Genomic DNA, 22,840 nt, shown 5'->3' on the forward strand with positions numbered 1-22,840 from the left:
TGGAAGCCTCAAGAACTCCCATCATCGCAGGTCACAAGGCACTTCCTTGTTTCCCGAAGAGTCATCCACAGCCATCAGATCGGTGGATCAAGGCTTAGGGCCCGTCTTCCGGATCTTGCCGGGCTCGCGTGCCTGGCACGCACCCCCAGAGCTGACGCCTGGGGCCCCAGCTGCGTTGTCGTCGGTCACCGACACCTCATAGCCCTTCGGGCGCGGGAGGTGCCCACCGCGTCCCCCGCGGCGTCAGCCGCCGATGTCACCGCCTCCTCCGCCATGCGATCGCACGCACCGCTGTGACATCAGCCGCTCCGCGGCGGACCGCTCCCCGATCCGGCTCCTGGTGTAATTGATCGGGATAGCGGCCTGCCCGTCATCAGGCGAGCAGGCCGGTCGGAACGGGATTGCAGTCAAGCTGGTCGGTTCGGCGTGGTGGTGGTCGTCCTCCGTCGACCAGGTGCCCGTCGCCCCGTCTGGAACTCCGACCGCATCATCTGCGCCGGCCTGAAGCTGAGCGCCTTGGCGGCGTTCTCCACGGAGGCGCCCACCATCGGCCTCGACGAGGTTGAGCTCCCCGCCCCCATCGCGCCTGGCGAGTGCGCTGAGACGAGGACTCCGAGGTGGTTCCCACGTTCACTGTGATCCGCTCGTCGGGTGAGGCGGCCAGCTTTGCCCCTGCGGCATCGCCACGGTTACGCCGCAGTCCTTCACCGTGGCCTCCCGACCGGCAAGATCAATCCGATCCAGGAGTTCCTGCCCGTACAAGGCAGTGCGCACCGCGATCCAGCCCAGATCCACCGGGTTTGAGCTGGCGGAGGTCTTGAGGGGCTTTACACCGCTGGTTCCTCTCGTCCACCTTCCCGTCTCGCTTGCCGGACCCGCACCGTCCGGTAGTTCCGATGCGTCCCGTCGTTGTCGGGGCTGCTCTCTATCAAGTCCGGCCGACTCGCCGGGCCCGACTGCCCCCTGCTTCTGCCGTCCCGCTGCGACGGGACAACGGCGCGGGTCTCACACCCGCACGCGAATCACAGCGCCTCGTGGCGCACGGTCTGCCACCTCCACTCGGTCACATGGCGCCTCGTGGCGCATCCAGCAGTTCTTGCGCGGCAGGTCCGACAGCAGGTCCGACAGCAGGCCCAGCACCAACCGTCCGGCCCGGCAACGTGGTTCTACCCGGGCGAACCGTCCCGCGATACGGCCCATGGCCACCTCGAACGCCTCCCGCCAACGAGCGGGATCTATGCTGTGACCTGCGGTCACCGTCTCATCGTTGCTCCACACAAGTCACGATGATCAACGGTGGCCGTACCCGTACCCCTACCAGGCCCCACCAGCAAGATCACGATCTACAGCTGGAGTACTAGGGTGCGCTGAGCTGCGCCTTCTTGAGTGAGTGTGCCCAAAGGAGGCCGCTGGTCGCCGAACCTCGCCCAGAGCAAGGACTTCACGGTGCCAGGGGACCCGAGGAGCAGGGCTTCGGCGTAGTCGCGTGATGTCCGGTTCGTGATCACGTGAGGCCGAGTAGGGCGAGCGGGCGTTTCGGGTCGCTGGGGTCAGCACGGCGCAGGCGGCCAGCGCAGGCACATAGACCAGGCCGTGGCGCACACCGCGGGGCTTGCGCGGATCGGGGACAGCGGCCAACCGGGGCCAGCAGCCCAGGCAGTTCATGTGCCGCGGCATCAGGCTGGTCACGGAGTTGGTCAAGGACGGGCGGGATCGGAGAGGATACGGTGGCAGGCACGGACTTCCGTAGGGATCACTGGACTCGACCACATGATCTTGGAATCTCGTGCCTGTCCTGCACCCGGGCCACCGCCGGCACACATCGGGAAAACCCGCTCAAGCCGCGACTACGCCGAAGCCCTGACCCGAGGAGGCCCTGGCTTTCGTTGTCATGGGATGAGATCTCGCCGTCGGTCGGGCTTCTTCGCGTCGTTTCACTTGTCGAGGATCCATTCGGCAGGCAGGCGCACGACGTCGATGAAATGGGAGCGTTGCATGAGTTCGGTGGCGATGGCGGGATCGACGCGAGAACTGGGAAGTTCGATCTCTCGGACGCGAAGCCGTAGCGGGCCGAGCGCGGTGGGTAGTGACGGGAGGTCGGCAACGCCGTCATGGCTGAGCACGGTGAGCCCGTCGACTGGTCGCCAGGCCGGTATGCGGGGGTCGAACTGGTCACCGATGTCGATCAGGTCTACCTCGTCCACCGGCAACCTCTCCGGTGCGATGCAGTGTTCTACGGTGACCTCGAACGCATTGCGAGCGGCGGGGCTGGTTCCAGCCAGCTCTACCCTCACCGATTTCACCGATTCGCCAGTGCGACTGACCGTCAGCCTGCGGTCTGGGGGCAGTTGGACCAGGTCGGCCGCCACCACCGTGGACAGTTCCAGGCCGCGTAGGCTCTCCGGTTGGTATCGGGCAAGAATGAGCCGGATGAACGGGTTGTAGGACCGGTCGGGTGACGGGGTGCTGATCTCGACGTCGGCGGACCAGTGGTCTGCGGCGTCGGTGACGGCGTACGGGACGGCCTGCACATGTGCCTTGAATTCGGGCAGGAAGAGCCGTTTCACCTCGCCGGTGGTTCCACTGAACCAGTCGGCCGGTGGGAATGTGGGCAACGCTGGTGAGGCGGAGATCGGATCCCGGCCTGCGCGAGTGAGGAATTCGGCCTGCTCTGGGCTGGGATCCTCGTCGGCGACGACGACTGCCAGCCGCTCGCCCTCGCCGGTTTCGTACCACGGCCGTGCCAGCTGGACCCGCAGCCGTTGGCCTCGGCGCACCCGTTCCAGCCGATCGGGGCCGGCCGGTCCGGACTCCCAGCGGAAGGCCGGGGTCACGGAGCGCACGATCGGCGGCGACGGCCGTGCACTGGACACGATGGACACAGGCTGTTGGGTGGTGGCCACCTGGAACGCGGTGTCTGGCTCGGTCGGATGGTAGTAGTCACGGAACCGGCTGATGGCGGTCAGCGTGTAGGTGACCGTCCGATGCTTGGTGTCGCCGAATGAATGGCGCATAGGGTTGAACTGCGGCTTACCGCGGGCGACCGGTTCGGTATGCAGCCGCTCGACGACCACCTCCTCCTCACCGATGTCCGACCGCTCGGTCCAGTGTGCGGCAACGTCCACCTGGACCGTGCTGTCGGTGTTGAGCCCGTTCTCCTTGAAGGTGGGATGCAGCACGGCGGTGGTGTCGCCCTCAGTCCGCACGATGGAATCCGAGGGCAACCGCCACCGCGGTTCCACAAGTGGTCGCCGAACCGCGTGTACGAGGTGGACAACTCTCGGCGGTGACAGCATCGGGTGCTCGCCATTGAGCGCCTCGGCCAACGAGGCCTCCGGGACATGGGCCCGCGCCAGCCACTCGTACATGGCAAGATGGCCGGCGTATCCGCGGCGGATCGTGGACGACAATGCGATCGTTGCCTGCTCGGCCTTGGCCAGGCCGACCACGAGGCGGTCACCTCGCCAGTGCAAGGTCATCGGCCCCTCGCCTGCCGACCGGTCGACCAACTCGATCGACTTGTCGTCATAGTCGGGCCAGTCCGGTTGCCATTTGGACAGCTCGCTCACAGACTCTTCCACTCCACCCGGCTCGCCTCGCAGCCTGGCGTTGACGCCGCCCACGGCCGGATCAGGCAGTCCGTGCCCGGCGGTCTCGCCCTGTTCGGCATAGGCGGTCAGGGCGCGCTCAGCCCATCGTCTGGTTTGCTCCTCGGTTCGTGGCGGGTCGAACTCGCCGTGCTGCTCGGCCACACCGAAGGTGGTGTGCGGTGGCAGCAGTACGCGCTGGTCGGTCAGCGGGTAGCCCGGGTCGGCTTGCGACACCTCGGCGACGCTGAGGTTGTGGTCGCTGCGGATCACCAATCGGTCGATGGCCGCGCCGACGGCGAGTGGGCTGGACGCGTGCGGCACCGGCGGCAGCACCGGTTCGTGTCGCCAGTAGAAGATCGTCTCCGTGGCGGTGGAGCTGGAGCTCTCATGGTCGGCACCGAGACCGCCACCTGCCAGGTCGGCGATCCGAACCCTGAGGCTGTACTTCTGAGAGAAGCGCAGCGACGGCAGCGTCCCCGGTTTGAGCCGGTAGTCCCAGGTGAACTCGTACGGCAGCGCAACGTCATGTCTCCTCGCGGCACCGGCCGTGTTGTCCAGGAGGTTGGGGCGCGGCACGGCGAGGCTCCAGCCGTCCCAGCGGGTGACTATCTGGTCGGCGTGGAGGCTGTTGTCCGCGTCCTTGACGGCGGCGTTGGCCTTGATGTGGCCTTCCTCGTCCCCGTAACCGTCCTCATCCAGGCGGCCGGCCTGCTCGATCGCCAACCCGTTGACCTCGTAGCGGGCTTGCCGGGCGCACAGCGGGTACCAGTGCGAATCGTCGCCCATGCGCACGTCCACCCGGTAGCCGAGAATCAGGTCCTCGGCATGGAATACCGCCTCGTCGGTCGAGTCCAGGCCCGCGTTGGCGGCGGCCACCGCGACCCGATTGGCGAAATCGTCCGCGCGGCCGGGCCGCACGAGCATGAACCCGGCCGATCGGATGTGCGGCAGGTCGGGCAAGCCGACGTCGTTCTCGGACCGGCGAGCGGACTGGGCCGCGCCCCGCAGCCGGCCGACCACGCCGTCGACCTCGAAGGTGGTGACCGCCCAGCGCGGTGGCGGGGGCGGCTGCTCGGGCTGCGGCGGCGGGGCCACGATCACCGGAGCCTGACCGAGGTCGAGCAGACCTGCGTGGATGTCGACCGCCGAGTCTGGTGACGGGGCAGGTACGAACAGGCTGTCGGTGAGCAGGTAGTGCGTCCACGGCGCGGTCGCCAGAAAGCTGAGTGGCGGATCGGGGCATCGGATCGACAGATACCGCTCGTCCGGATCGCCGACGTCCAGTGCGGAGCGGTCCACGGTCACCTCGAAGATCAGCCCGAGCTTGCGCAGCACCGCAGGGTGTTCGCGGAGCATCGCCACGGTGCCGTGGAAGTCGGCGACCGCGTGTGGAGGGATCGGCGGCTGAGGGGGTGCGGACGGCATCGGAGTTTCGTCGAACCAATGGTCCAGTTGCCGGCGGACCACGGCCGGGGTGTTCTCGTCCGGCATGGCCATCGCCGTCGCCGAGGTCCGGTAGGTGCCCACCACATCGCCTGCCTGGCGGTACGTGTCGGCAACCATCGGAGCCGGGTGCGTCTTCCGCGTCCACTCGTTCACCAGGCCTGCCTGGCCGCCGAAGAACGCCTGCCACACGTCCGGGACGGCCACATCCTGGTAGGTGACCTCGGCCTGCACCGCCTGGATGCCGTCCGATGTCCTGGTGCGAATGTCGAAGGTGGACGCTGCGAGGGTGGCGGGCCAGTCCTGGATTCCGAAGTCGGCGAGTTGGCCCGCCTGCAGCCTCGGCACGACGAGAACCTGGATGACGGCCTGCGATCCGGACAGGCCACCGGGGACCGGGACCCACAGCAGCTCGCTCATCCGAGTCTCCCGGCGACGACCCGGGCGTTGCCGTCCTCGCACGCGGTGACCAGCAGTTCGCCGTCGACGTTGAAGGCGAGGTCGCGCACCGGACCCGGATGCAGCACCCGGTACAGCTCCAACCCGGTAGTCACCTCGATCACCTTGACTGTCGGATTCTCGGTGGCCACGGCGAGCGCCTGATCCTTCGGGTGGAACACCAGCGCGGTGATCGGGGCATCGTAGGTCAGGCTGAGCGCCTCGGTCGACTCCTCCTCGGTCAGCCGGGAGATTCGCACTGTCCGGTCGACACCGCCGGTGGCCAGCAACGTCCCATCCGGACTGAACGCGACCGCGGTCACCGGCCTGGGATGAACCACCGTGCGGCGGACTTCCCCGGAAGCGGGGTCGATCACGCGGACCCGGCCGTCCTCGTTGCCGGTCGCCAGAAGACCGTTCCGGCTGAACGCCAGCGCCCGCACCTTCCCGTCGCCGTCCAACTCGTGCCTCAGCTGCCCGGATGCCGCGTCGATGACGCTGGTCGTTCGGTTGCTTCCCGTGGCGATCAGCGTGCCGTCCGGGTTGAAGACCACCGCAGTGACCCCACTTCGGTGGGCATGCCGACAGCGTTCGTGGCCGGTGGCGAGGTCGAGCACCCGAGCGGTGCGGTCGCCGCAGGCTGTGGCGATCGCGTCCCCTGCTGCGTCGATCGCCACGGCGTTCACCGGCTGACCGTGGTCGACCGCCCACACCAGGCCGTAGAGCGTCCTGAACAGCCTGGCACTCCCATCCAGGCAACCGGTGGCGACGGACTGGCTGTCCGCACTGATCGCGAGCGAGGTCACCGGGCTGGGGTGAGTGCCCTCCAGCACGTTCTCCCCGGTGTCCGCCCGGAACGCTCGGACGCGCTGGTCACCGGCCACGGTTGCGGCGACATTGAACGCGGTCTTCCCCATGGCGACTCTGCTGACCGGTCCGCCGTGTTCGACCGTGGCTCGCTCGACACCGGTGTCGTAGACATGCACGAACCCCTGGGATTCCGCGGTGACGCCGCCGATGACCACCCGGCTGCCGTCCGGGGCGAACGCGATGTCCCGGGCCAGGTCGCTGCTCCGGTCCGACCACTTCGGCGTTCCGGTCCTGGCATCCAACACCGTGATACCCGGTCCCGGGGTCGACCCCGGTATCTGATTCACCGCGAAGAACCGCAGATCGGGGCTGTACACCACCTTGGTGCATTCCTCGATATCCGTGATCGGGTCGAACCGGTGCGCTCCGGTGACCGCGCTGAGCACGGCGGGGCCCCGCTCCGCCACAGCGGCGATCCATTGGCCGTCCGGGCTGACGGCGAGCGAGAGGACGCCGACCGGGTCGTGGAGTGGGGTGACGAGTTCGCCACCGGTCTCGAGGTTTCGTATCCGAACCTTGCCGTCAGCCATTCCGGCGATCACCGAACGAGAGTCGGGACTGAACGCGATGGATCTGACGGTCTCGGGCAGCTTGGTCGACTCGGCGGGGTCGTTCACGTCGCATACGAACGCTTCCGCGCCGCGGATGACGGCCAACCGCCGGGAATCCGGACTGAAGACCAGCCTGCTTGACTGCCACAGTTCGCTGAGGTCGCCACTGCTCTGCCACTTGGTATCGCCGTTCACGGCGTCGAACACCCAGACCAGGAGGCCTGCGACAAATCCGGTGGACGATCCGATGGCGGCGACGCACGAGCCGTCCGGACTGAAGGCGACCTCTTCCGCGTCGGCCTGCTCCGGGTTGACGCACCTGACCTTGCCGGACGCCACCGCGTGTACACCCGTGGTGCCTTGACGGGGAACGGCCAGCCACGCCCCGTCGCTGCTGACCGCGACGCTGTCCACCTCCGCCTCCGTCTCCAGCGTGGCGTCGGGCTGCCAAATCGGTCGACCGGTGTATGCATTGATCACCGTGATCGCTCCGCCGCCCAGCGTGTCACCGGAAGGGCGGCCGGACGCGACCGCGAGGAATGCGCCGTCCGGAGTCCAGCAGATCCGGTTCACCGGGTACGGCAGTGACAGGGCGTGCAGTCGCTTGCCTGGCTCGCTCATGGAGATTCCGTCCGATCCTCGTATGCGGTCAGTACGCGAACGCCGCGCGGTAGCGCCGCCACCGATCAAGCTCCAGCGTCGCGGCGTCGCGTTGCGGCGCCCCGAGCAGCCCGCGTATCGCGCCGGCGGAACCACCGGCCAGTACCCATTCGCCGCTGTCCAGCTCCACGCTTTCCGACCACAGCGTCAGGTCCACCTCGACGACCAGGGTCGCTCGGCCGACCAGGGCCTTACGGTCCGACTGGTAGGTCAGCCCGATGCGTATCTCGACGGAGAGGGAGATCAGGCCGAGTATCTCGACGCAGCCGCCGATGCGCAGAAAGCCCTCAAGGGACACGGAGCCGTTGTGTTCCAAGGTGAACCGCACGCCGCCGAGCGCGTGCACCTCGCCGCGGGCGACGAGGAAGTCGATCGCGACCAGCGCACCGAACTCGAGTGCCGCTTCGAGGCGGCGCAGACCGCCCCGGTCGAGCGTGATGTCGATGTAACCGCCGCCACCGAACATCAGCACGCTCAGATTGAACGGGTTGGCCCTGCTGCTGAACGCCAGCGACACCTGGACCGGCCGCCCGTCGAAAGGCACCTCGACCTCGGTGTGCACGGCGATGTTGCGCAACGAAAAGGCGCCGGCGGACACCGAGGGGACCGGCAGCGAGTACCGCGCGGTGATGCCGGTCGGGCTTACGTCGAGATACCGCGCGGCGCGTGCCAGGTCAACGGCGTCCTGCAGCTCCTCCAGCAGTTGCAGAACGCCGAGGAACCGGGTTTGCAAACCCGTGATCTTCAAGTCCGGTTCCCGGCCGGTGACCTGAGTGAACTCGATCGAGCCGAAGGAGAGCTTGAGCAACTGGCTGGGGCCGGGAGGCAACACCAGGGCGAAGTCGTTGACCGTGCACGTGGTGTGCGCATGCGGGTTCGGGTCGTCGACCGGCCCGGGCGTGGTGGTGACCGTCAGGTTCAGCCGGGCTTTCGCGGACGGCTGGAACGGTCCGACCTGGATCAGTTTGATCTGCTCCCAGCGCATGGTGATGTCCGGCGGACGGCCGTTGTGTACGACCGAGGTGATCTGCGGGGGCACCTTGACCTCGGAGACCAACTCCCGGAGAGGGAAGCCGAGAACAGTGGCCTCCTTCGGGAAAACGCGCTTCGGGTCGAGGAATCCGGTGACCGGGTTGGGCAGGCCTGCCAGGTTGATCGGACCGAGAGACCGGGACAGCGCGTCGGCGGAGAAGACCGGCGCGGCGAGGCCGCCGGACAACTGCGCACGACCGACGAAGTCCACGGTGATGGGGTCACCGGTCAATTCGAGCAGCACGTCCTCGACATCGCCGTTGCTCAAGTAGTTCGCGGCGAACCGAACCGGGGTGGGAGCGTCGTGGCCGATCAGCGACCGCAAGGCGGGGATGCGTAGTTCGAGCCCGGTGAGGGCCGGTCGGTAGCCGTCCGCCGCCAGCCGACCGCCGATGGTGAGCGCGTGCACCTCGTGCACATCGCCTTCCCGCCGGTCGGCCGAGCGGACCAGGTCGATGTTGGTGCCGGGCAACCGAGCCGACTGGGTGGTGTAGACCGCGCCCAGTTCCTGGGCCAGTCCGAGGTCAGTCAGCGAGGCGAAGTGGGGGGACAGGTCGGTGACGAAGATCAAGGGAAGAGTGCATCGGACATCCCCGGTCGGGGTGGCGAACCGCAAGGGGAACCCGAGCCGCTCACCGGTCCGGTCGGTCGGCCAGAAGTACGTCGGCTGCGGCTGGCCCCCGTCCGGCGGCTGGTACCACTGCCAGTCGGTGGCACCGAGGTCGGCGAACTCGCGTCGGGTGATCTCGACCTCGTCGAACGGGAAGGCTCGCCTGCTCGCCACGTCCGCATCCGCACGACGCACCGGATCGGTGATCGTGAGAACCGACCACGACCGAAGGACAGCGGCGTGTCCCGCTGCCGGGTCGAATGTGCGCTCGGTGAACTCCTGGTACATGGCGCGGTGCCCGAAGGGGTACAGCGTGCCGACGACGGCTGCATGCACGCCCAGATCTCGGCCGAGCGCAGTCCGCTGTCGCCAGCGGAAGTTGTCCCAGACCCCGTCGACGCTGAGCGTTCCGCCGAACGCGCTGAGCTCCAGCCTGCTCGCCGCGGCCGGTCGGTCGGCACCGTTGAGCGCGATCAGGGCACGCTCCGCGGCCGGTAGCGCGACCAGGAAGTCCAGGGCGTCCGCCTGGCCCGCAAGCTCGGTGTCGACCGGGCGAATCGCGAGCCCGGCATCCAGCAGCGTCGCCGAAGGCGCCGTCAGTGCGGTCCGCCACAACCCGGTCACGCCGTCGGCCACCACCGGGGCCGTCGGGTGTACACAACGGACGGCGCCGTGGCCCGCTCGGTCCTCGGGAACGGTGATCAGGCGCCAGGGCAGCTCGATCGCCGTATCGTCGGGGCCAGGCGGAACTGCTCCGATGTGGACCGACGCGGAGCCCATCGCCTCGAGGACACCGGCGACGGTCGGGGTGATCGCGGTGCCCTCGTGAACGGCGAGCACGATGCGGCTCGGCCCGGACAACATGGACCGCCATACCGGTACCGGCGGGTCGAGCAGCTGGAAGGGGGCGTCCACGCCGGGGAAGGACACTTCCTCGACCACGTGTTGGGGCGGGAACGTCACGATCAGCCTGGTGCTGTCGCCAGCAGCGATGAGCAGGGGAGCTCCGGACGAGTCGTTCCTCAGCGTGAAACCCGTCAGGCGAAGTCCGAGAATAACGTGATCTTCGGCTCTGACCAGGAGAAAATCCGGCACGGGCAGTCACCTCACAGACAGTCGTTCAGCCAGGGATCGTGCCAACGCTGACGAAGCCGTCGCTCTCGCTCCAACCGATGTGACCACGCTCGAACCAGCTCACACGCCCGGGTGCCACGACGCGCTCCCCGGAAATCGGATTGCCGAGTTCGCCTGCCTCCTCACCGAGTTCGCGATATTTGTCGAGTATCGCGCCGCGGACTTCCCAGGTACCCCATCTCGGGTGGCTGAAAATGTGAGCGAACCCGGTGGTGGTCGTCCAGTCGAACACCGCCCCGAGGCCATCCGCGGTTCGGCGTTCGCTGTCCCTCGGTACCGAGCCGCTGCTAGCCCCCGAGCTCTCGGCGTGGTGCACGGCAAACGAACGGAGCAGGGCGTCGTCGTGGAATGTCACGGCCGGGCCGCGCAACCGAGAGAACGTGATGTCTCCTGGATCCGCGATCCGATCAGCCACACCGAACTGGGCGCGTTGGAACAGCTCCAGCGCGATACGGGTCGCCGAGCCCCAACGCCCGTCGATGTTCAGTCCAGCCCGTGGTGTTCCATTGAGCAACAGTTGGACCAGTGCGACATCTTCGGGATGGTTGGGCCGCCCGTCGCCGACTCCTGCGCGCAGTTGAACCGACATTGCCACTCCGTTCTACTGGCCGATCTCCTGGCGGGCTCGTTTCACGTCCTTGGCGAATTCGGCGAGATACTGGAAGTGCATGATGTCGCCGGATTCCGGTCCCATGGAGCAGGCGCCCCAGTCCATGCCGGCCGTGGTCAGCGCGACCACGAGATCCTTTGGCAGCGCATCCAGGAAGCCGTTCCGGGGGTCGGTGTGTTTGAAAGGCCGGTCGGCAGGCTGTCCATTCGCCTTGATCACGGGCTCCAGCGGCAGAATCGGGGTGCCCGGACCGCCGCCGTGATCGGAGAAGTAGGTGCCAGGTTGCTCGGTAAGGGTGCGGTACTGCTCCACCATCAGGCTTTTCTGAGTGAGGGCGAGCTGGGTTTGGGCAGGCTCCGGCAGGAAACTGGGGATCTTCCCCGAGTTGACCATGTAAGCACGGAGGACGTCGACGGGCTGGTCGAGGAACCCGAAGTACACCTTGAAGTCGTCGCTCTCCCGCTTGAGCGAGTCGTAGAATCCCGGCACCGAACCTGCTGGCAGATTCAGTGGCAACGCGTTGAGGACGCTCGGCACTCCGCGCATGAACAGGGAGATGGCCCCGTAGGTAAGTGCCAGCTTGAGATCTAGTGCCTGCTCGCCACGCTCGCCGATCAGGTAGGGGCAGCGGTCGCTGTTGATGTCCAAGCAGAAGCCCCACTCGTGGCCGCCGAAGTCTTTGGTGTTCAACCCCTGGATCTTGGGCCTGGTGGCAGCGATGGCAGCGCGCTGGTCCGACCGCAGCAGTGCCTTGGCCCTGACCAGTACCCGCAGGAGATCTCCGGACACCCCGCCGACGATTTCAACGCCCGGCAGGAGCTGTCCGCCGATCGCATTGGCAGGATCGCGGGTCTCCCGGTCAATCCGCGCGCAGTAGGCTGCGTAGTCAGGGTCGGCGGTACCGAGGTTGTGGCCCAACTGTCGGGCAACGGCGTCGCGATCGTAGGTCACCATGCCTCCTTTGGTCAGTCGATCGGCACCGGATCAAGCGGGATGCGGATCGGATGAGAACGCTCGAGGTGGGCTGCGGTGAAACGGCCAGTCGTGTCATCGCGAACGATGACCATGCAGCGGCCTTCGCCGATGCGACTCTCTTCGCCGTGCAGGATCCGCCCTGCGGAGTTGGCGGTCACATCGGCGGCCACCTGCTTCCCGCCGACCAGGAACGTCAGGTGTACCGGACCGTCGGGCGAGAAGCCGGTACCGGCCACGGATATCCAGCCAGGCCGAGCCTGGACCGTGATCTCGGGCTGAACGACCACCGGTGTCGAGGCTGGGGTGGGCACGCTGTAAGCAGCGCTGCCCGTGTGGTCGTGTTGAGTGCCCGCCGGGCAGATCCCGCCGTGGCCACCGCCTGCGAATACCAACACCTGGCATCTGTTGCACCAGCGCCAGCCCTCCTGCGCTCCGGCAGGAACCGTATCCATCGGTACGCTGTAGGCGGCGCTGCTCTCGAGCGAATGGACGCCACCGGCATAACATCGCCCGGCCTCACCCTCGCCGTAAGCCAGACTTTGGCATCGCTCGCACCAGCGCCAGCCGGGTTGCGTGCCGTCCGGGTTCGATCCGATGGTCACCAAGTACCGGCCGCTGGTGCCGAAGTTATGCCCCTCCTCGCCCCCGCACTCGCCCCTGCCCGATGTGCTGTAGGCCAAGCCGTAACACTGGTTGCACCAGCGCCAGCCGTCCTGCATATCCACCGTGGGCTCCTTCCCTCTAAGGATCTGAAGCTCCCCATCGACGATCGGTATGAGATTGATCGGTCCGACCGGCCCTCGTCATCAAGGCTGAGCCTGATGACGCTTTCGTGCTCGGTGGTGTGCCACGAACGTGTACGGGGTGGCGTAAGGGGATAGGCCTGCCGACGTGGCGGATGCAGGTATTCGATGACGGCAAAGGCGTGTCGGTGGTCGTCACGTTGCAGTGCTGACGCTCGCTCAGTATTGGTTCTGCGCCACGAGACGAGGCTATCCTCCTGGCGGCCTCAGCGCAGGACTTCGGGAAAGTCACGTGATATCCGTTTTATGATCATGTCGGGTCAAGGAAGCCGACGCGGTTGCGTTCAGTGGGTTTGAGTCAGGTCAAGGGGGTTGAGTGAGGCGACGGGATATCCATGGAACAACGATTGCCGAATGGAGTCGATCAAGCGCATGGGCCGACCCGTTGATGAAGAGGCCTGTCAGCGCTCGGACGATCGGGCGATCGGGCGGCTGGGGGTGTGTATGCCCGGCCGATTGGGTGAGTTGATCCAGTTCGTGCACTTCGCGTCGGACTCGCCCGCCGAACCGGGTGCGCGCCGACGGCCACGGTCCGCACAGTGCCCGCGCCGCTGCGGGCGGCACCCCTGGGCGGCGTAGACCTCACCAGGGCGGCCAGCCGGTGCCGCTGGGGCCGGAGTTTCTCGCCCTACCGGGCGGGACACTGCCGATCAGTCGGGCGACACGATCTTGTCGATCAGGAGCGGATCAGGGGTGAGGCAGCCGCCGGCAAGTTCGGCGCCCCAGGCTCCGTCCCGGATCTCGCCGCCGGGCTCGATCGCCGCCGTCCGGACTGAGACGGGCCTTCAGCACGGCCTGGTGAATCTGCTTGCGATGATCTGCCGATCGAGTACGACAGACCGTCGGCGCTTGGCGAGCCACGTCACGAACTCGTGCGCCCCGCCACCCGAATCGGTACGGATCAGCGTGCTCCGCCGGTGCTGGTGGCGCTTCGGCAGTGGGGCCAGGGCGAGGTGGGTGGAGGTGATGTGGTCGGCTGCGGTGTTGCAACCGGCATGCCCGGTCCGCGGCAAAGCGGCCACCGGCTCGGCGGCGCCGGCCTGCTGGTTGCCGTCAGCGGTGGAGCGGCCATGGCCCCGGCCGGCGCCGCGCGGACGAAGCCCATGCCGCCCTCATCAGGTCGATCGGGTGCGGATGCACGGCAGGGGCGCAGAATCTTTGCCCATGGACACGGCACAACTGGCCGCCGGTTCGGGCCCGAGTTCGTGGTTCAGCGGACGGCGCCGCTATGGTCCACGCTTGCCACAGTGTGTGCCGCTGTCCTGCGACCTGGCGGTGGAAGAGGTGTACGAGCCCTGGCGGGCTTGGCTGGTCGCGCAGCTGGCGCACCTTCCGGAGAAGGCACCGAACCAGCCCGGATCAAGAACCTGAAGATCCGCGAAAAGACCGACTCGGCGGGGATCCCTCATCAGTACCAACATGTAGCTCTACCAGGGCGGATGATGAATCGGCACCCTCAGTGCGCATGCTGTCAGCTGTTTGCCACGATCAGGATCAGCACCAGGACCGCCAGGACGACGAACGCCAGGATCAGCGCCTTCGGCATTACCGTTTCGGTGTTCTCGTCACTGTCCGGGACCCCGGGGGCAGGCGGAGGCGGCGTCACGTTGAACACATCGTGTCCGGTGACGGCGGCACGCTCGCACCAGGGACAGCCGGCCAGATGGGACCCGTAACTGTGCCTCGGCCGTGCCGCGCACCGCTGGACCAGTGACCGTTCCTCGTCCAGCGCGCGCAGCCAGGCATCCGCCCCTGGCCGCGCCTCCGGCTGCTGCACCCCCGGACCGAAGGCGTCGCGCGCCAGGGCGAGGACCGCCGGTGGCAGCACCGTCGGGTCGATGACACCGCGCGGTACGACGACGCGGTCCGGCCGCACCACATATGAGACGCTCGCCGCGATGTTGTCCTTGACGGTCGACTCGGAGGCGCTGTCGTGCCGCACTCCCCCGAAGGGATGGTTGCCCGCGGTCAGCAGCTGGTAGATGAGAACGGCCAGTGCGAAGTCATCACCGGCCGCGGTGGCTGGAACGCCCTGCTGCCGCTCGGGCGCCGCATAGTCGGCGGTCTGCATCAGGCACGGGAAGGATTCGTGCGTGGCCGGATCGGTGAAGGCGATGGAGTCGCAGTCGAGGAAGGTGACGAAGCCATTGCGGTCGACGACGACGTTGTTGCTGGAGAAGTCGCCGATGACCAGGTTTTCGTGGTGCATCCGGGCCGTCATGAAGGCGAGATTCCAGCCGACTCCGAGCAGGAACCTCCAGTCCGTGTGCTCGGGGAACAGCCGCAGCCGTTGCGCTCGCGTGAACAGGCCCACCAGCGGTACATGCTCGGGTTCACCGAATCTGCTCATTGCATAGCCGAGGAACTCCCCGTCCTCGCCGTGGGCCAGTGCGGTGGGCCAGGCGAGTTCGGGCGGCTGGGCGTGATCGGTCGGGCGGCCGCCGAGCGGGGACATCGCCAGCATGCGGGCGAGCCTGCGCTCCTGCTCGGCACCCGGCGGGTCGCGGTAGAGCTTGACGACGATCCCGTCGTGGCCCTCGACCGGGAAGACGGCCGCCTGGCCGCCGCCCTTCAGGGGGGTCTCGGCGAGTACGACCGGCTCATTGCCCAGAAACACCCTGCGTCCGGTCATGGCCGCACCGCCCTCACCAGCGTCTTGTCGTCGGCGTTGAGCGCTGTCAGCCGGTCCGAGCGGAGCAGGGCGGCCAGCGCCTGCTCGTCCTGGCCGGGATCGGGATGCGGGCTGTCGAGGGAGCGCAGTACCGCCGAGGCGAATGAGTCGTTGGGCACCTGCGACCGGTCCCCGCACCGGTTCAGCGCTGCCTGGGCAAGCCCGTCCGTGGACAGCAGCAGCCCGTCGATACCGCCGTCGTACACGCAGTCGGTGAGAACCCAGCGTTCTGCGTGCGGAGAGGTGAGAAACACCGTCTCGTTGCTGTACTCACTGACGGCCTCCGGGCGCGGCAGCAGATGGAACAGCCGCTTTCCGTTGTCTTCCCCGGCCCGGAGCACCACGAAGCCGTCACCGACGGTCAGATGGCCGAGCCAGGACGGCGTGAGCACCACCACGGTCAGCGTCGACGCGTAGTCGTCCGCCTCGTCGCCGGTTCGTCGAAGAAATTCCTCTTGTACGTCCTTGAAGGCGTCCAGCAGCAAGGCCCGGACCGCGCCGCCCTCGGCGGAATACCCGGCGGCCCGACGCCCGAAACGGTCCGTGGCCAGCTCCACCGCCAGCCGCGCCCCCTGGTCGGAGCGCGGGCGGCTGCCCGCGCCGTCCGCGATGGCCAGCACCGCCACGGGTGCATCGGGCGGGCCGGTCACCGTGTGGTGCCAGGCATCTTGGCAGGGGATGGCGTCCCGGCGGTGACGGTACCCCTCCACGCTCAGTCCGTGAATGCGCCACGGCATGCTCGACGCGTTCATCGGCCCGTACCTCCGCTCACGATTCCCACGCCGGACGCTGGGTTTTGAACCGGCTGAAGATCTTCTCCAGCACCTCGTCCCCGGCGCCCCTCTGCTCGGCATTGGCACTGGCCGACATCATCTGCAGCAGCTCACGGAACGGGAAACCGTGCAGCTTGGCGTTGAACTTCGGCGCGAAGGCCTTCAGCACCTCCTCACCGTGGTCCGTGATCCCGCCGACCCCGATCGCGTAGAGTCGGAACCGCTGGGCCCGCTGCTGCTCCGTCAGCACGGGGACAAGCCGCCGCCAGGTGTCCGTGAGATGGCCGGTGGAGTCGGTCGGCAGGCCATCCGTGACCAGGCAGATCTGCGGGCGGTAGTACTGCAGTCCGGACTGCCGAAGCTCGGCCTTGCGGGCCGCTACGACCTGCATCGCCAGCTCCAGCGCCTCGGTCATCGGGGTGACACCGGCCGCTCGGAGTCTCGGGGCCTGGAAAGCATGGGCAGGGACGAAGGGGCTGACCGACGCCTGCGCCGCCAGCTGTTGCGGCCCCCGCCACATGGCCACGCCCTGGCTGCCGAAGGTGATCACGGCGACCTCGACGCTGTAAGTGAGGCTCACATCGTCGTGCAACTCCTGCGTCCACGTCTGCAGGGCATCGTTGAGCGCCTTGATGGGACTTCCCTCCATGGAGCTCGAGGTGTCGAGACAGAGCACCAGGGGAAGCCGCTGCGCATTGTTCTCGATCTCGATGTCGGCGTACTCCGCGGGGAGTGCCTGGGGTTTCCGGTCTCGCATGGCCCCTCCTGCATGTCTCCTGTAGGTGTGCTGCTGCCTGGCTCAAGGTGTTCGCCGCTCGGCGCCGCCGCGCCGGACCGCGAGCAGGGAGTCGGAGCCCTGCCCGGCTCCGTCGACGACGTCGACCGGATCGCCCGGGGCGGGCGGTGACGCGTCCGGATCCGCCCAGGCCGCCCGGTACAGGCAATGGTCGATCTCGACGTATCCCTGTGGGCGAAGTTCCGTGCGCACGATGGCGGTGCGCATCGGACCGGACGGTACGGCAACGGGCAGGCCGGGCCGGGAGGTTGCCGCCCCCGGCGGGGCCGTACGCCGGCCGGGCTCCCGGGATACCGCCGAAGTCCTCGGATACGGCACCGGGCCCGGGTGGGCGGCGGTCGCGAGCCTCGGCGTTCCGGAGCGCCGGACGAGTAGTACGAGGAGCGCGAGCAGAGCCAGGAGCGCGGCGAACAAGGCGGCGAGGAGCCAGCCTGCGACACCGTCGGCCGGCCTCATGTCTACGACGGATCCGTGGGGGGCACCCGCGGCGTCCTTGGCCAGCCCGGCGCTGATCAGGTTCTCACCGGACACGTCCTTGTCGCGTACGCGCTCGCACAGTTCGTCGCAGGCATGCACGTCGCCGAGGGCCTTGTACGCGTCCTGATCGAGTTTGGTGATCGTGCTCTCACGGTCGACGTACCGCTGGTCGGCCAGAATGAGGAGTACGGTGCCACCGGCGCCGCTCGCGCCGGCGATGTTCACCGAAACGGCCTCCCTATGGGGGCCGAAGGCGGTCATTCGATCCTTCAGGTCGCCCCGGTCATTGACGAGGTCGTCCACCTGCAGCCGCTCTTGTACTTGCGCGGCGACGTGGCTGCGCTCCCCGGCCAGCCGGGCCAGACAGTCCAGTCCGTCCCCGGAGCAGCCGGCGGATGAAGCGGCACAGCCCGCAAGCGACAAGGAGGCCAGCGATCCGAGGAGAAGAGCTGTGACGAAGACCGAGCGCCCCATGGCATGCCCCCCACACCTTCTAGAGCTTGAACACCTGGTGGCATCGGGCGAACATCAGGCGTCCGCCTTCCATCCACTCGTCGGCCAGGGCATTGAAATCGGACTGCGTCATGCGGCAGCTCAGGGGAAGCACACAGGCTCCCGCGAGAAAGGGGCGACCGCCGCGGACATCCCAGACGGCGAGAGTGGGAAGTAACTGCTCCGCATTCCAGGCATTCGAGGCCGCTGCCGCCACTGCCAATTGATCCTGCTGTACAAAGTGGCCATCCGTCATGAACGCGACGAGGAGCCTCGTGGTCGTCGTGAACCTCAGCGTCGCGGATTCCCCCGTCGCCTGGGCGTCGAACTCCAGCGAGATGGACGTGCCGTCCGTCGCGGACCGCAGAAAGCTGCGCGCCGCCCATCCGTCGACCAGCCGCCGCCAGTGGGCACCGATCGCCAGCTCCTCGCCGGGCCCGGCTTCAGTCTCTTCCACCACGTCTCACCGCCTCCAGGACCATGCGATCGGTCAGCCCGGCGTCGAGCAAGGCCTGGGCATGGAGCTGCAGAGGGGACGGAGCGGGATCGCCCGCGCCCTCGGCAGGCTCGTCCGCGGAGAGCCGCGGCATCTGAGGAGGCGCGATCACCCGCTCGTCCTGCTCGCCGCCACGCCCGCCCTCGGGCTCTTCCGCCGGCGCGACAGCATCCGCCCGGACCCGCACCTGGAGCTCTCCCGTGGCGGTCCGCAGGATGACCCGGCCCTCGTGGACGCCCGGCTCGGACGTGTATACGGAGAGCGCGACCCCGTCCTCCACATGCCTGACCACCACCCAAGGCTCCGCCTCGGCCTCCAGCGTCGCGCGGACAAGGGGTGGACCCTCGACGCGCAGCACCGTTTCGGGCCCCGCTTGTCCTGCCGTTGTCCGCCCCAGGTCCCAGGCCGTACGTGCCGCCATGGCCGGCGCCGCCGAGGCGAGCGCGCGCTGTGCCGCGTCGGCCACGCGGCGGCTGTCGTCGCGGCAGAGCGTCATCAGCGCCTGGTGAGCCGCGAGCGCCAGAGAAACATCGGCGCTTTTCAGCACCTCCGCCAAGTCATCGACTGCCCAGAGACGTTGGGCTCGTTCGGGCGAGGCCGTCGCCTCGGCGAGATGCCCCGGCAGCGCGGCCGCGCGGGGTCTTCGCCGAGGGGAGCGCGCGATGGGGAGGTCGCCCCGTGCGCCGAAGATCCACAGCTGAGGGTTCTGGTTCGGGGTCACGGTGCGGATGCGATGGCTGATGTAATCGGCGAGTTCCGACAGGCCGATCATGCCGTCGTGGTCCCGGTCGGCCTCGCCGGTCGTTAACCCCTCCACCAGCGCCCCGGTGAACAGGGAGGGGCCGGGCTCGCCGCGGCGGAGTCTGACAGCCATGGTCGACCCGGCCGTCTCGCTCGCCACGACCTGGTTGCCCTCGAACGCGTACTCCACCGCACTGGAGGCGGTGAGCACCGCGCGCCCCCGCTCACGGCCGATGGACTCCAGCGCTGTGAAGCTCTCCGCGACATGCACGTCCGCGGCGGCGCGGCTGAACATGTCGCGCTCGAATGCGCCGGCGTAGCAGCAGTCCAGCAGCACCGCGGCCCGCTGTGCCCGGCTCTTCATCATCAGTCGGCTGACGTACTCGGCAGGGATCGCCGTCGACTCCAGACGGGTGCGCATCGTGTCCTTGGCCGCGAGAAAGAGCTTGCCGCTCTCGTCCTTGAGCCCATGGCAGGCGAAGTGCAGCAGCAGGGTGTCGCGTAGCGAACGGTCGGCGAAGAAGTCCTCTATGCTTCTTCGGAGTGCATACGATCCGGGGTTGTCCAGGACCTGCACCTCGAAGCCGCCGATCGCGGGGTCGCCGAGCACCAGCGCGAGTTCGGTGGCATCGCGCACCGGTGCCCACAGGCCGTGCAGACCCGCATCCTCGTACTCACCGGTGGCCACGATGAGGGCATACCTCCCCTCGGTGTTCACCGACGGTCCGCAGTCACTGCGGCGATCCACACGTCGGCCAACCGCCGCTGCTCCGCGTCGTCGACACCGGCGACCTCCAGCCGGTGACCGTCGATCTCCAGCACGACGCTCCGTCCCCGGAAGGTGCCGAGCCAGGTCCGCACGACGTGGACGATGCCCTCCAGCAACGGCAGCGTAGGCACCAATGTGACCACGAGTGAGCCGACCGCGTCGACGACGCCCGCGCGGCTGCCCTCCGGTGCGGGGCCGGCCGCGCGCACCCCGACCTGGTCGATGTCCAGCCCGAGCAGATCCTGACGGAGACCGCCCAACCGCCACTGCACCCTGTCGACATCCGCGTCGTCCTGAGGCGCGACGATGTACAACTCTCCGGCCATCGAGTCCTCCCCGTTCCGGGCCCACGCACCCTTCAGCGGATCGGGGCCCGCATTTCAGTCTGCCACCTGGCCCGCCCGCGGAGGAGAGTTTTATGGCATCACGTCAGTAAGAACGCCCGGCAGTAGGCGTGTGTCGTTGATGAGGGCGACCCCGGAAGTCGAGCAGGCACGAGCCATGGTGATCATGGAGTTCTCTACGCTCAGTGATCACCGGAGGGCCCGTGCCTGTCCTGCCATCATGCCTGCTCGAACCCCTGTGGGACCAGTTCGCGACGCTGTTACCGGAGCACGTGGACAGCCACCCGTTGGGCTGCCACAACCCGCGCATTGCGGACCGCGTGGTGTTCGACCACGTAATCGCCGCCTTGGTGCACGGCTCCGGCTACGAGCGTGTCGCAACTCCTGAATGCTCGGACCGCACCATCCGACGACGAGTCGCCTACTGGGCCCAACTCGGAATAGCCGGGCAGTTGCACGCCCTGGTGCTTGAGGCGTACGACCGGATGATCGGCCTTGAGTTGGGCGAGTTGTCCGTGGACGGCTGCATCACCAAGGCTCCCTGCGGTGGCGAGGCCGCCGGGCGCTCCCCAGTGGACCGGGGCAAGCAGGGCCTGAAGCGCTCCGTGGCCACCGAGGCCCGCGGCATCCCGCTGGGCATCGTCTCAGCCGGGGCCAACCGGCACGACTCACCGCTGCTCGTGCCCACCTTGGAGGCAGCAAAGGAGCAGGTCGGATCCCTGCCAGATCAGGTCAATGTCAACTTGGACCGTGGCTACGACAGCCACAAGACCCGGGCCGCGTTGTCGGAACTCGGCTTCACCGGCGAGATCGCCCGCAAGGGCGTGCCCGCTCCGATCCAGGCTGGCAAGAGATGGGTTGTCGAGCGCAGTCATGCGTGGATGAACGGCTTCGGCAAACTGCGACGCTGCACCGAGAAACGCAGCCGGGTCGTCGACTTCTACCTCTACCTGTCCGCCGCCATCGTCACACTCCGTATGCTCATCCGCCGCGCCACCCCGCTCTACCGATGGGACGGTCGCCCCACCACCAAACGCCTGAAGTAACGCCTACTGCCGGGCGCTCTAAGGTCCACCCCGGGCATACCAACGTCAGCGCTGGCTCGTGGGCTCGGGGCGGCTGCTGTGGTCCGGGCCGGCCGGCCCGGGATCTGGCCGCAGTTCCGCATGACGGCTGGATCCACCGCGACATCAAGCCCTCGAACATTCTTCTCCTCGACGGCCGGTGGACTCTCGCGGACTGGGGTATCGTGCGACGGCCGTCAGGTCAGACCACCAAGGTTGGACGACCCCGTCTATCAATCGGAACCCCGGAGTTCGCGGCTCCAGAGCTCTCCGAGGCCTGCACGGTGCCACGGTCACCGGCGACAACTACAGCGTCGGCAGAGTGATCGCCTGGGCTTGACCGGGGAGATGCCGAAGGCCAATGTGCCGCTGCTTCCTTCGCCGGGACCCTGGCGCAACATCGTCAAGGCCACCACGGACATCGATCGGGGGCGCCGCCCTCAGACACCTGGTGATCTGCTCGCCCTCATCGACCGCGAGCATGCCGAGTACTCCGAAGACCCGTTGGAGCGGGCCGAGGGTCTCCTTGAGGTAGCCAACACCGGAGACATAGCGGCTGTAGAGGCATTCCTCCGCCTCGTCGATGACCATGATCAGGACTACGAGCTCTACATCGACGTTCTGACCCGCCATGAGGGCGAGTACGCCGCGCTCGCCCTGGCCAGTCATTCAGCGCTGTCGCAGCGCGGCGTTCTCCAACGGCGGTATCGCACTGACGGGTCGTGGTAAGACGCACGTCGCCAGGGCATCTCTGCTGGAGGATGGCAGGATCATCTACCTCAATCGGCCATGGGGCACGCCCACGTCCGCCGCCCGGGCAGCAGCCGGCGATGATCAAGTCGATGGATGGCACTTCTGGCATCTCACGCTGGACGGCAGGACTCAGTCGCTGCTCGAACTCCGAAGCGCCCGGATGCCGGGCACTGACACCTGACCCCGCTCCGCTGTAGCGGGGAGCTGATCGGGGATTGGGAGAAGATGCTTTGGTCGCCGTGGTTGGTTATGCGTGCTTTGATCAAGATCTCAGAACGGCATGTGGCCGGACATCCACATGACCCCGGCCGAGGGCATGCGTGCCCATCTGGACCTCCAGGGCGGCGAGCCGACCGGAGTGATGCTGCCGATCCACTGGGCCACCTTCAACCTCACCGCGGCCGCCGAGGTGGGGGCGCGTGTCGCCGTGCCGCTACCGGGTGAGCCGTTCGAGCCCACTGCCGACGACGTCCCGAAGACGCCCTGGTGGCGGGCCGTCGCCCCCGCCCCGGCCACGGCGCCCGCCCCGGCCGCTGCGCCGGCCTCCGCTTCCGTGCGCCCCGACGTGGCAGGCGCCGCTCCGGGCACCCGCGCGCCCGACAGCGGCGCGATCCCCGGCAGTGGTGCGGGAGCTCCGGAGACGGCCCAGACCGCCTAGTCCTGTCTTTCGCAGGTCCTTCGTCGAGGTGGTTCTGCGTCGGGGTGGTGTCCGGGGTGGGGCTGGAGCGTTGTAGGTGGCGTGCCCGTC

The 22,840-nt window shown here is 67.8% G+C and carries 18 protein-coding genes and 2 pseudogenes; 5 read left to right on the forward strand and 15 right to left on the reverse strand.

Going from position 1 to position 22,840, the window contains the following annotated elements:
* Positions 1-1,059: 1,059 nt before the first annotated feature.
* From ACFV9O_RS34710 to ACFV9O_RS34745, 8 genes and pseudogenes are all read right to left on the reverse strand, one after another.
* Positions 1,060-1,200: pseudogene (locus tag ACFV9O_RS34710) on the reverse strand (IS701 family transposase); the annotation flags it as partial.
* A gap of 734 nt (positions 1,201-1,934) precedes the next feature.
* Positions 1,935-5,453 carry a hypothetical protein gene (locus ACFV9O_RS34715; RefSeq protein ID WP_385425363.1) on the reverse strand — a complete coding sequence of 1,173 codons (3,519 nt, stop codon included), beginning with the start codon at positions 5,451-5,453 and terminating at the stop codon, positions 1,935-1,937.
* Positions 5,450-7,513: a WD40 repeat domain-containing protein gene (locus tag ACFV9O_RS34720; protein ID WP_385425366.1), complete on the reverse strand. Its 2,064-nt coding sequence runs from the start codon at positions 7,511-7,513 to the stop codon at positions 5,450-5,452. The genes ACFV9O_RS34715 and ACFV9O_RS34720 overlap by 4 nt, the downstream gene beginning before the upstream one ends.
* A 28-nt stretch (positions 7,514-7,541) precedes the next feature.
* Entirely contained in the window at positions 7,542-10,157 is a 2,616-nt protein-coding gene (locus ACFV9O_RS34725; protein ID WP_385425368.1) for a hypothetical protein, read from the reverse strand.
* A 157-nt stretch (positions 10,158-10,314) separates the two neighbouring features.
* Positions 10,315-10,917 (reverse strand): hypothetical protein, encoded by a 603-nt coding sequence (locus tag ACFV9O_RS34730; RefSeq protein WP_385425371.1) that lies wholly within the window; start codon positions 10,915-10,917, stop codon positions 10,315-10,317.
* A 12-nt stretch (positions 10,918-10,929) separates the two neighbouring features.
* Positions 10,930-11,892: a hypothetical protein gene (locus tag ACFV9O_RS34735; protein ID WP_385425373.1), complete on the reverse strand. Its 963-nt coding sequence runs from the start codon at positions 11,890-11,892 to the stop codon at positions 10,930-10,932.
* 11 nt (positions 11,893-11,903) lie between these two features.
* Entirely contained in the window at positions 11,904-12,638 is a 735-nt protein-coding gene (locus ACFV9O_RS34740) for a hypothetical protein (protein ID WP_385425376.1), read from the reverse strand.
* A 773-nt stretch (positions 12,639-13,411) separates the two neighbouring features.
* Positions 13,412-13,753: pseudogene (locus tag ACFV9O_RS34745) on the reverse strand (IS1380 family transposase); the annotation flags it as partial.
* Positions 13,754-13,955: 202 nt separating this feature from the next.
* Between ACFV9O_RS34745 and ACFV9O_RS34750 the strand changes: the two are divergent.
* Positions 13,956-14,087: a hypothetical protein gene (locus ACFV9O_RS34750; RefSeq protein ID WP_385425379.1), complete on the forward strand. Its 132-nt coding sequence runs from the start codon at positions 13,956-13,958 to the stop codon at positions 14,085-14,087.
* A gap of 100 nt (positions 14,088-14,187) precedes the next feature.
* Here the strand turns inward: ACFV9O_RS34750 and ACFV9O_RS34755 are convergent, their stop codons facing one another.
* From ACFV9O_RS34755 to ACFV9O_RS34785, 7 genes are read right to left on the reverse strand one after another with little or no spacing between them, the layout of a single operon-like run.
* Positions 14,188-15,348, reverse strand: coding sequence for a hypothetical protein (locus tag ACFV9O_RS34755; protein ID WP_385425382.1), 1,161 nt, complete (start codon positions 15,346-15,348; stop codon positions 14,188-14,190).
* Positions 15,345-16,139, reverse strand: coding sequence for a PP2C family serine/threonine-protein phosphatase (locus ACFV9O_RS34760; RefSeq protein WP_385425384.1), 795 nt, complete (start codon positions 16,137-16,139; stop codon positions 15,345-15,347). The genes ACFV9O_RS34755 and ACFV9O_RS34760 overlap by 4 nt, the downstream gene beginning before the upstream one ends.
* Before the next feature lie 16 nt (positions 16,140-16,155).
* Positions 16,156-16,917 carry a VWA domain-containing protein gene (locus ACFV9O_RS34765; RefSeq protein ID WP_385425387.1) on the reverse strand — a complete coding sequence of 254 codons (762 nt, stop codon included), beginning with the start codon at positions 16,915-16,917 and terminating at the stop codon, positions 16,156-16,158.
* A gap of 42 nt (positions 16,918-16,959) precedes the next feature.
* Positions 16,960-17,907, reverse strand: coding sequence for a hypothetical protein (locus ACFV9O_RS34770; protein WP_385425390.1), 948 nt, complete (start codon positions 17,905-17,907; stop codon positions 16,960-16,962).
* Positions 17,908-17,926: 19 nt separating this feature from the next.
* The gene (locus tag ACFV9O_RS34775) at positions 17,927-18,385 is read right to left on the reverse strand and encodes a hypothetical protein (RefSeq protein WP_385425393.1); all 459 of its coding nucleotides are present in this window, start codon (positions 18,383-18,385) and stop codon (positions 17,927-17,929) included.
* The gene (locus ACFV9O_RS34780; RefSeq protein ID WP_385425396.1) at positions 18,369-19,910 is read right to left on the reverse strand and encodes a caspase domain-containing protein; all 1,542 of its coding nucleotides are present in this window, start codon (positions 19,908-19,910) and stop codon (positions 18,369-18,371) included. Before ACFV9O_RS34780 ends, ACFV9O_RS34775 begins: the two co-directional genes overlap by 17 nt.
* The gene (locus ACFV9O_RS34785) at positions 19,877-20,257 is read right to left on the reverse strand and encodes a hypothetical protein (protein ID WP_385425399.1); all 381 of its coding nucleotides are present in this window, start codon (positions 20,255-20,257) and stop codon (positions 19,877-19,879) included. The genes ACFV9O_RS34780 and ACFV9O_RS34785 overlap by 34 nt, the downstream gene beginning before the upstream one ends.
* A 221-nt stretch (positions 20,258-20,478) precedes the next feature.
* On the opposite strand from ACFV9O_RS34785, the gene ACFV9O_RS34790 reads away from it, so the two are divergent.
* The 4 genes from ACFV9O_RS34790 (at position 20,479) to ACFV9O_RS34805 (ending at position 22,750) form a co-directional block, all read left to right on the forward strand.
* Complete coding sequence (locus tag ACFV9O_RS34790; RefSeq protein WP_385425402.1) at positions 20,479-21,321, forward strand: IS5 family transposase; 843 nt, start codon at positions 20,479-20,481, stop codon at positions 21,319-21,321.
* The gene (locus ACFV9O_RS34795; RefSeq protein WP_385425404.1) at positions 21,285-21,665 is read left to right on the forward strand and encodes a hypothetical protein; all 381 of its coding nucleotides are present in this window, start codon (positions 21,285-21,287) and stop codon (positions 21,663-21,665) included. Before ACFV9O_RS34790 ends, ACFV9O_RS34795 begins: the two co-directional genes overlap by 37 nt.
* 10 nt (positions 21,666-21,675) lie before the next feature.
* The gene (locus ACFV9O_RS34800) at positions 21,676-22,068 is read left to right on the forward strand and encodes a hypothetical protein (protein WP_385425407.1); all 393 of its coding nucleotides are present in this window, start codon (positions 21,676-21,678) and stop codon (positions 22,066-22,068) included.
* Between the two features lie 322 nt (positions 22,069-22,390).
* Positions 22,391-22,750, forward strand: coding sequence for a hypothetical protein (locus ACFV9O_RS34805; protein ID WP_385425409.1), 360 nt, complete (start codon positions 22,391-22,393; stop codon positions 22,748-22,750).
* The last annotated feature ends 90 nt before the right edge of the window (positions 22,751-22,840 follow it).

The organism is Streptomyces sp. NPDC059909, assembly GCF_042730885.1.
Lineage (GTDB): Bacteria > Actinomycetota > Actinomycetes > Streptomycetales > Streptomycetaceae > Streptomyces.

Excerpts from the sequence above, each read along its gene's own strand:
- ACFV9O_RS34755 (WP_385425382.1), bottom strand. The coding sequence starts at position 15,348 with ATGACCGGACGCAGGGTGTTTCTGGGCAATGAGCCGGTCGTACTCGCC.
- ACFV9O_RS34735 (WP_385425373.1), bottom strand. The coding sequence starts at position 11,892 with ATGGTGACCTACGATCGCGACGCCGTTGCCCGACAGTTGGGCCACAAC.
- ACFV9O_RS34715 (WP_385425363.1), bottom strand. The coding sequence starts at position 5,453 with ATGAGCGAGCTGCTGTGGGTCCCGGTCCCCGGTGGCCTGTCCGGATCG.
- ACFV9O_RS34770 (WP_385425390.1), bottom strand. The coding sequence starts at position 17,907 with ATGGGGCGCTCGGTCTTCGTCACAGCTCTTCTCCTCGGATCGCTGGCC.
- ACFV9O_RS34760 (WP_385425384.1), bottom strand. The coding sequence starts at position 16,139 with ATGAACGCGTCGAGCATGCCGTGGCGCATTCACGGACTGAGCGTGGAG.
- ACFV9O_RS34720 (WP_385425366.1), bottom strand. The coding sequence starts at position 7,513 with ATGAGCGAGCCAGGCAAGCGACTGCACGCCCTGTCACTGCCGTACCCG.
- ACFV9O_RS34730 (WP_385425371.1), bottom strand. The coding sequence starts at position 10,917 with ATGTCGGTTCAACTGCGCGCAGGAGTCGGCGACGGGCGGCCCAACCAT.
- ACFV9O_RS34795 (WP_385425404.1), top strand. The coding sequence starts at position 21,285 with ATGGGACGGTCGCCCCACCACCAAACGCCTGAAGTAACGCCTACTGCC.
- ACFV9O_RS34785 (WP_385425399.1), bottom strand. The coding sequence starts at position 20,257 with ATGGCCGGAGAGTTGTACATCGTCGCGCCTCAGGACGACGCGGATGTC.
- ACFV9O_RS34805 (WP_385425409.1), top strand. The coding sequence starts at position 22,391 with ATGACCCCGGCCGAGGGCATGCGTGCCCATCTGGACCTCCAGGGCGGC.
- ACFV9O_RS34765 (WP_385425387.1), bottom strand. The coding sequence starts at position 16,917 with ATGCGAGACCGGAAACCCCAGGCACTCCCCGCGGAGTACGCCGACATC.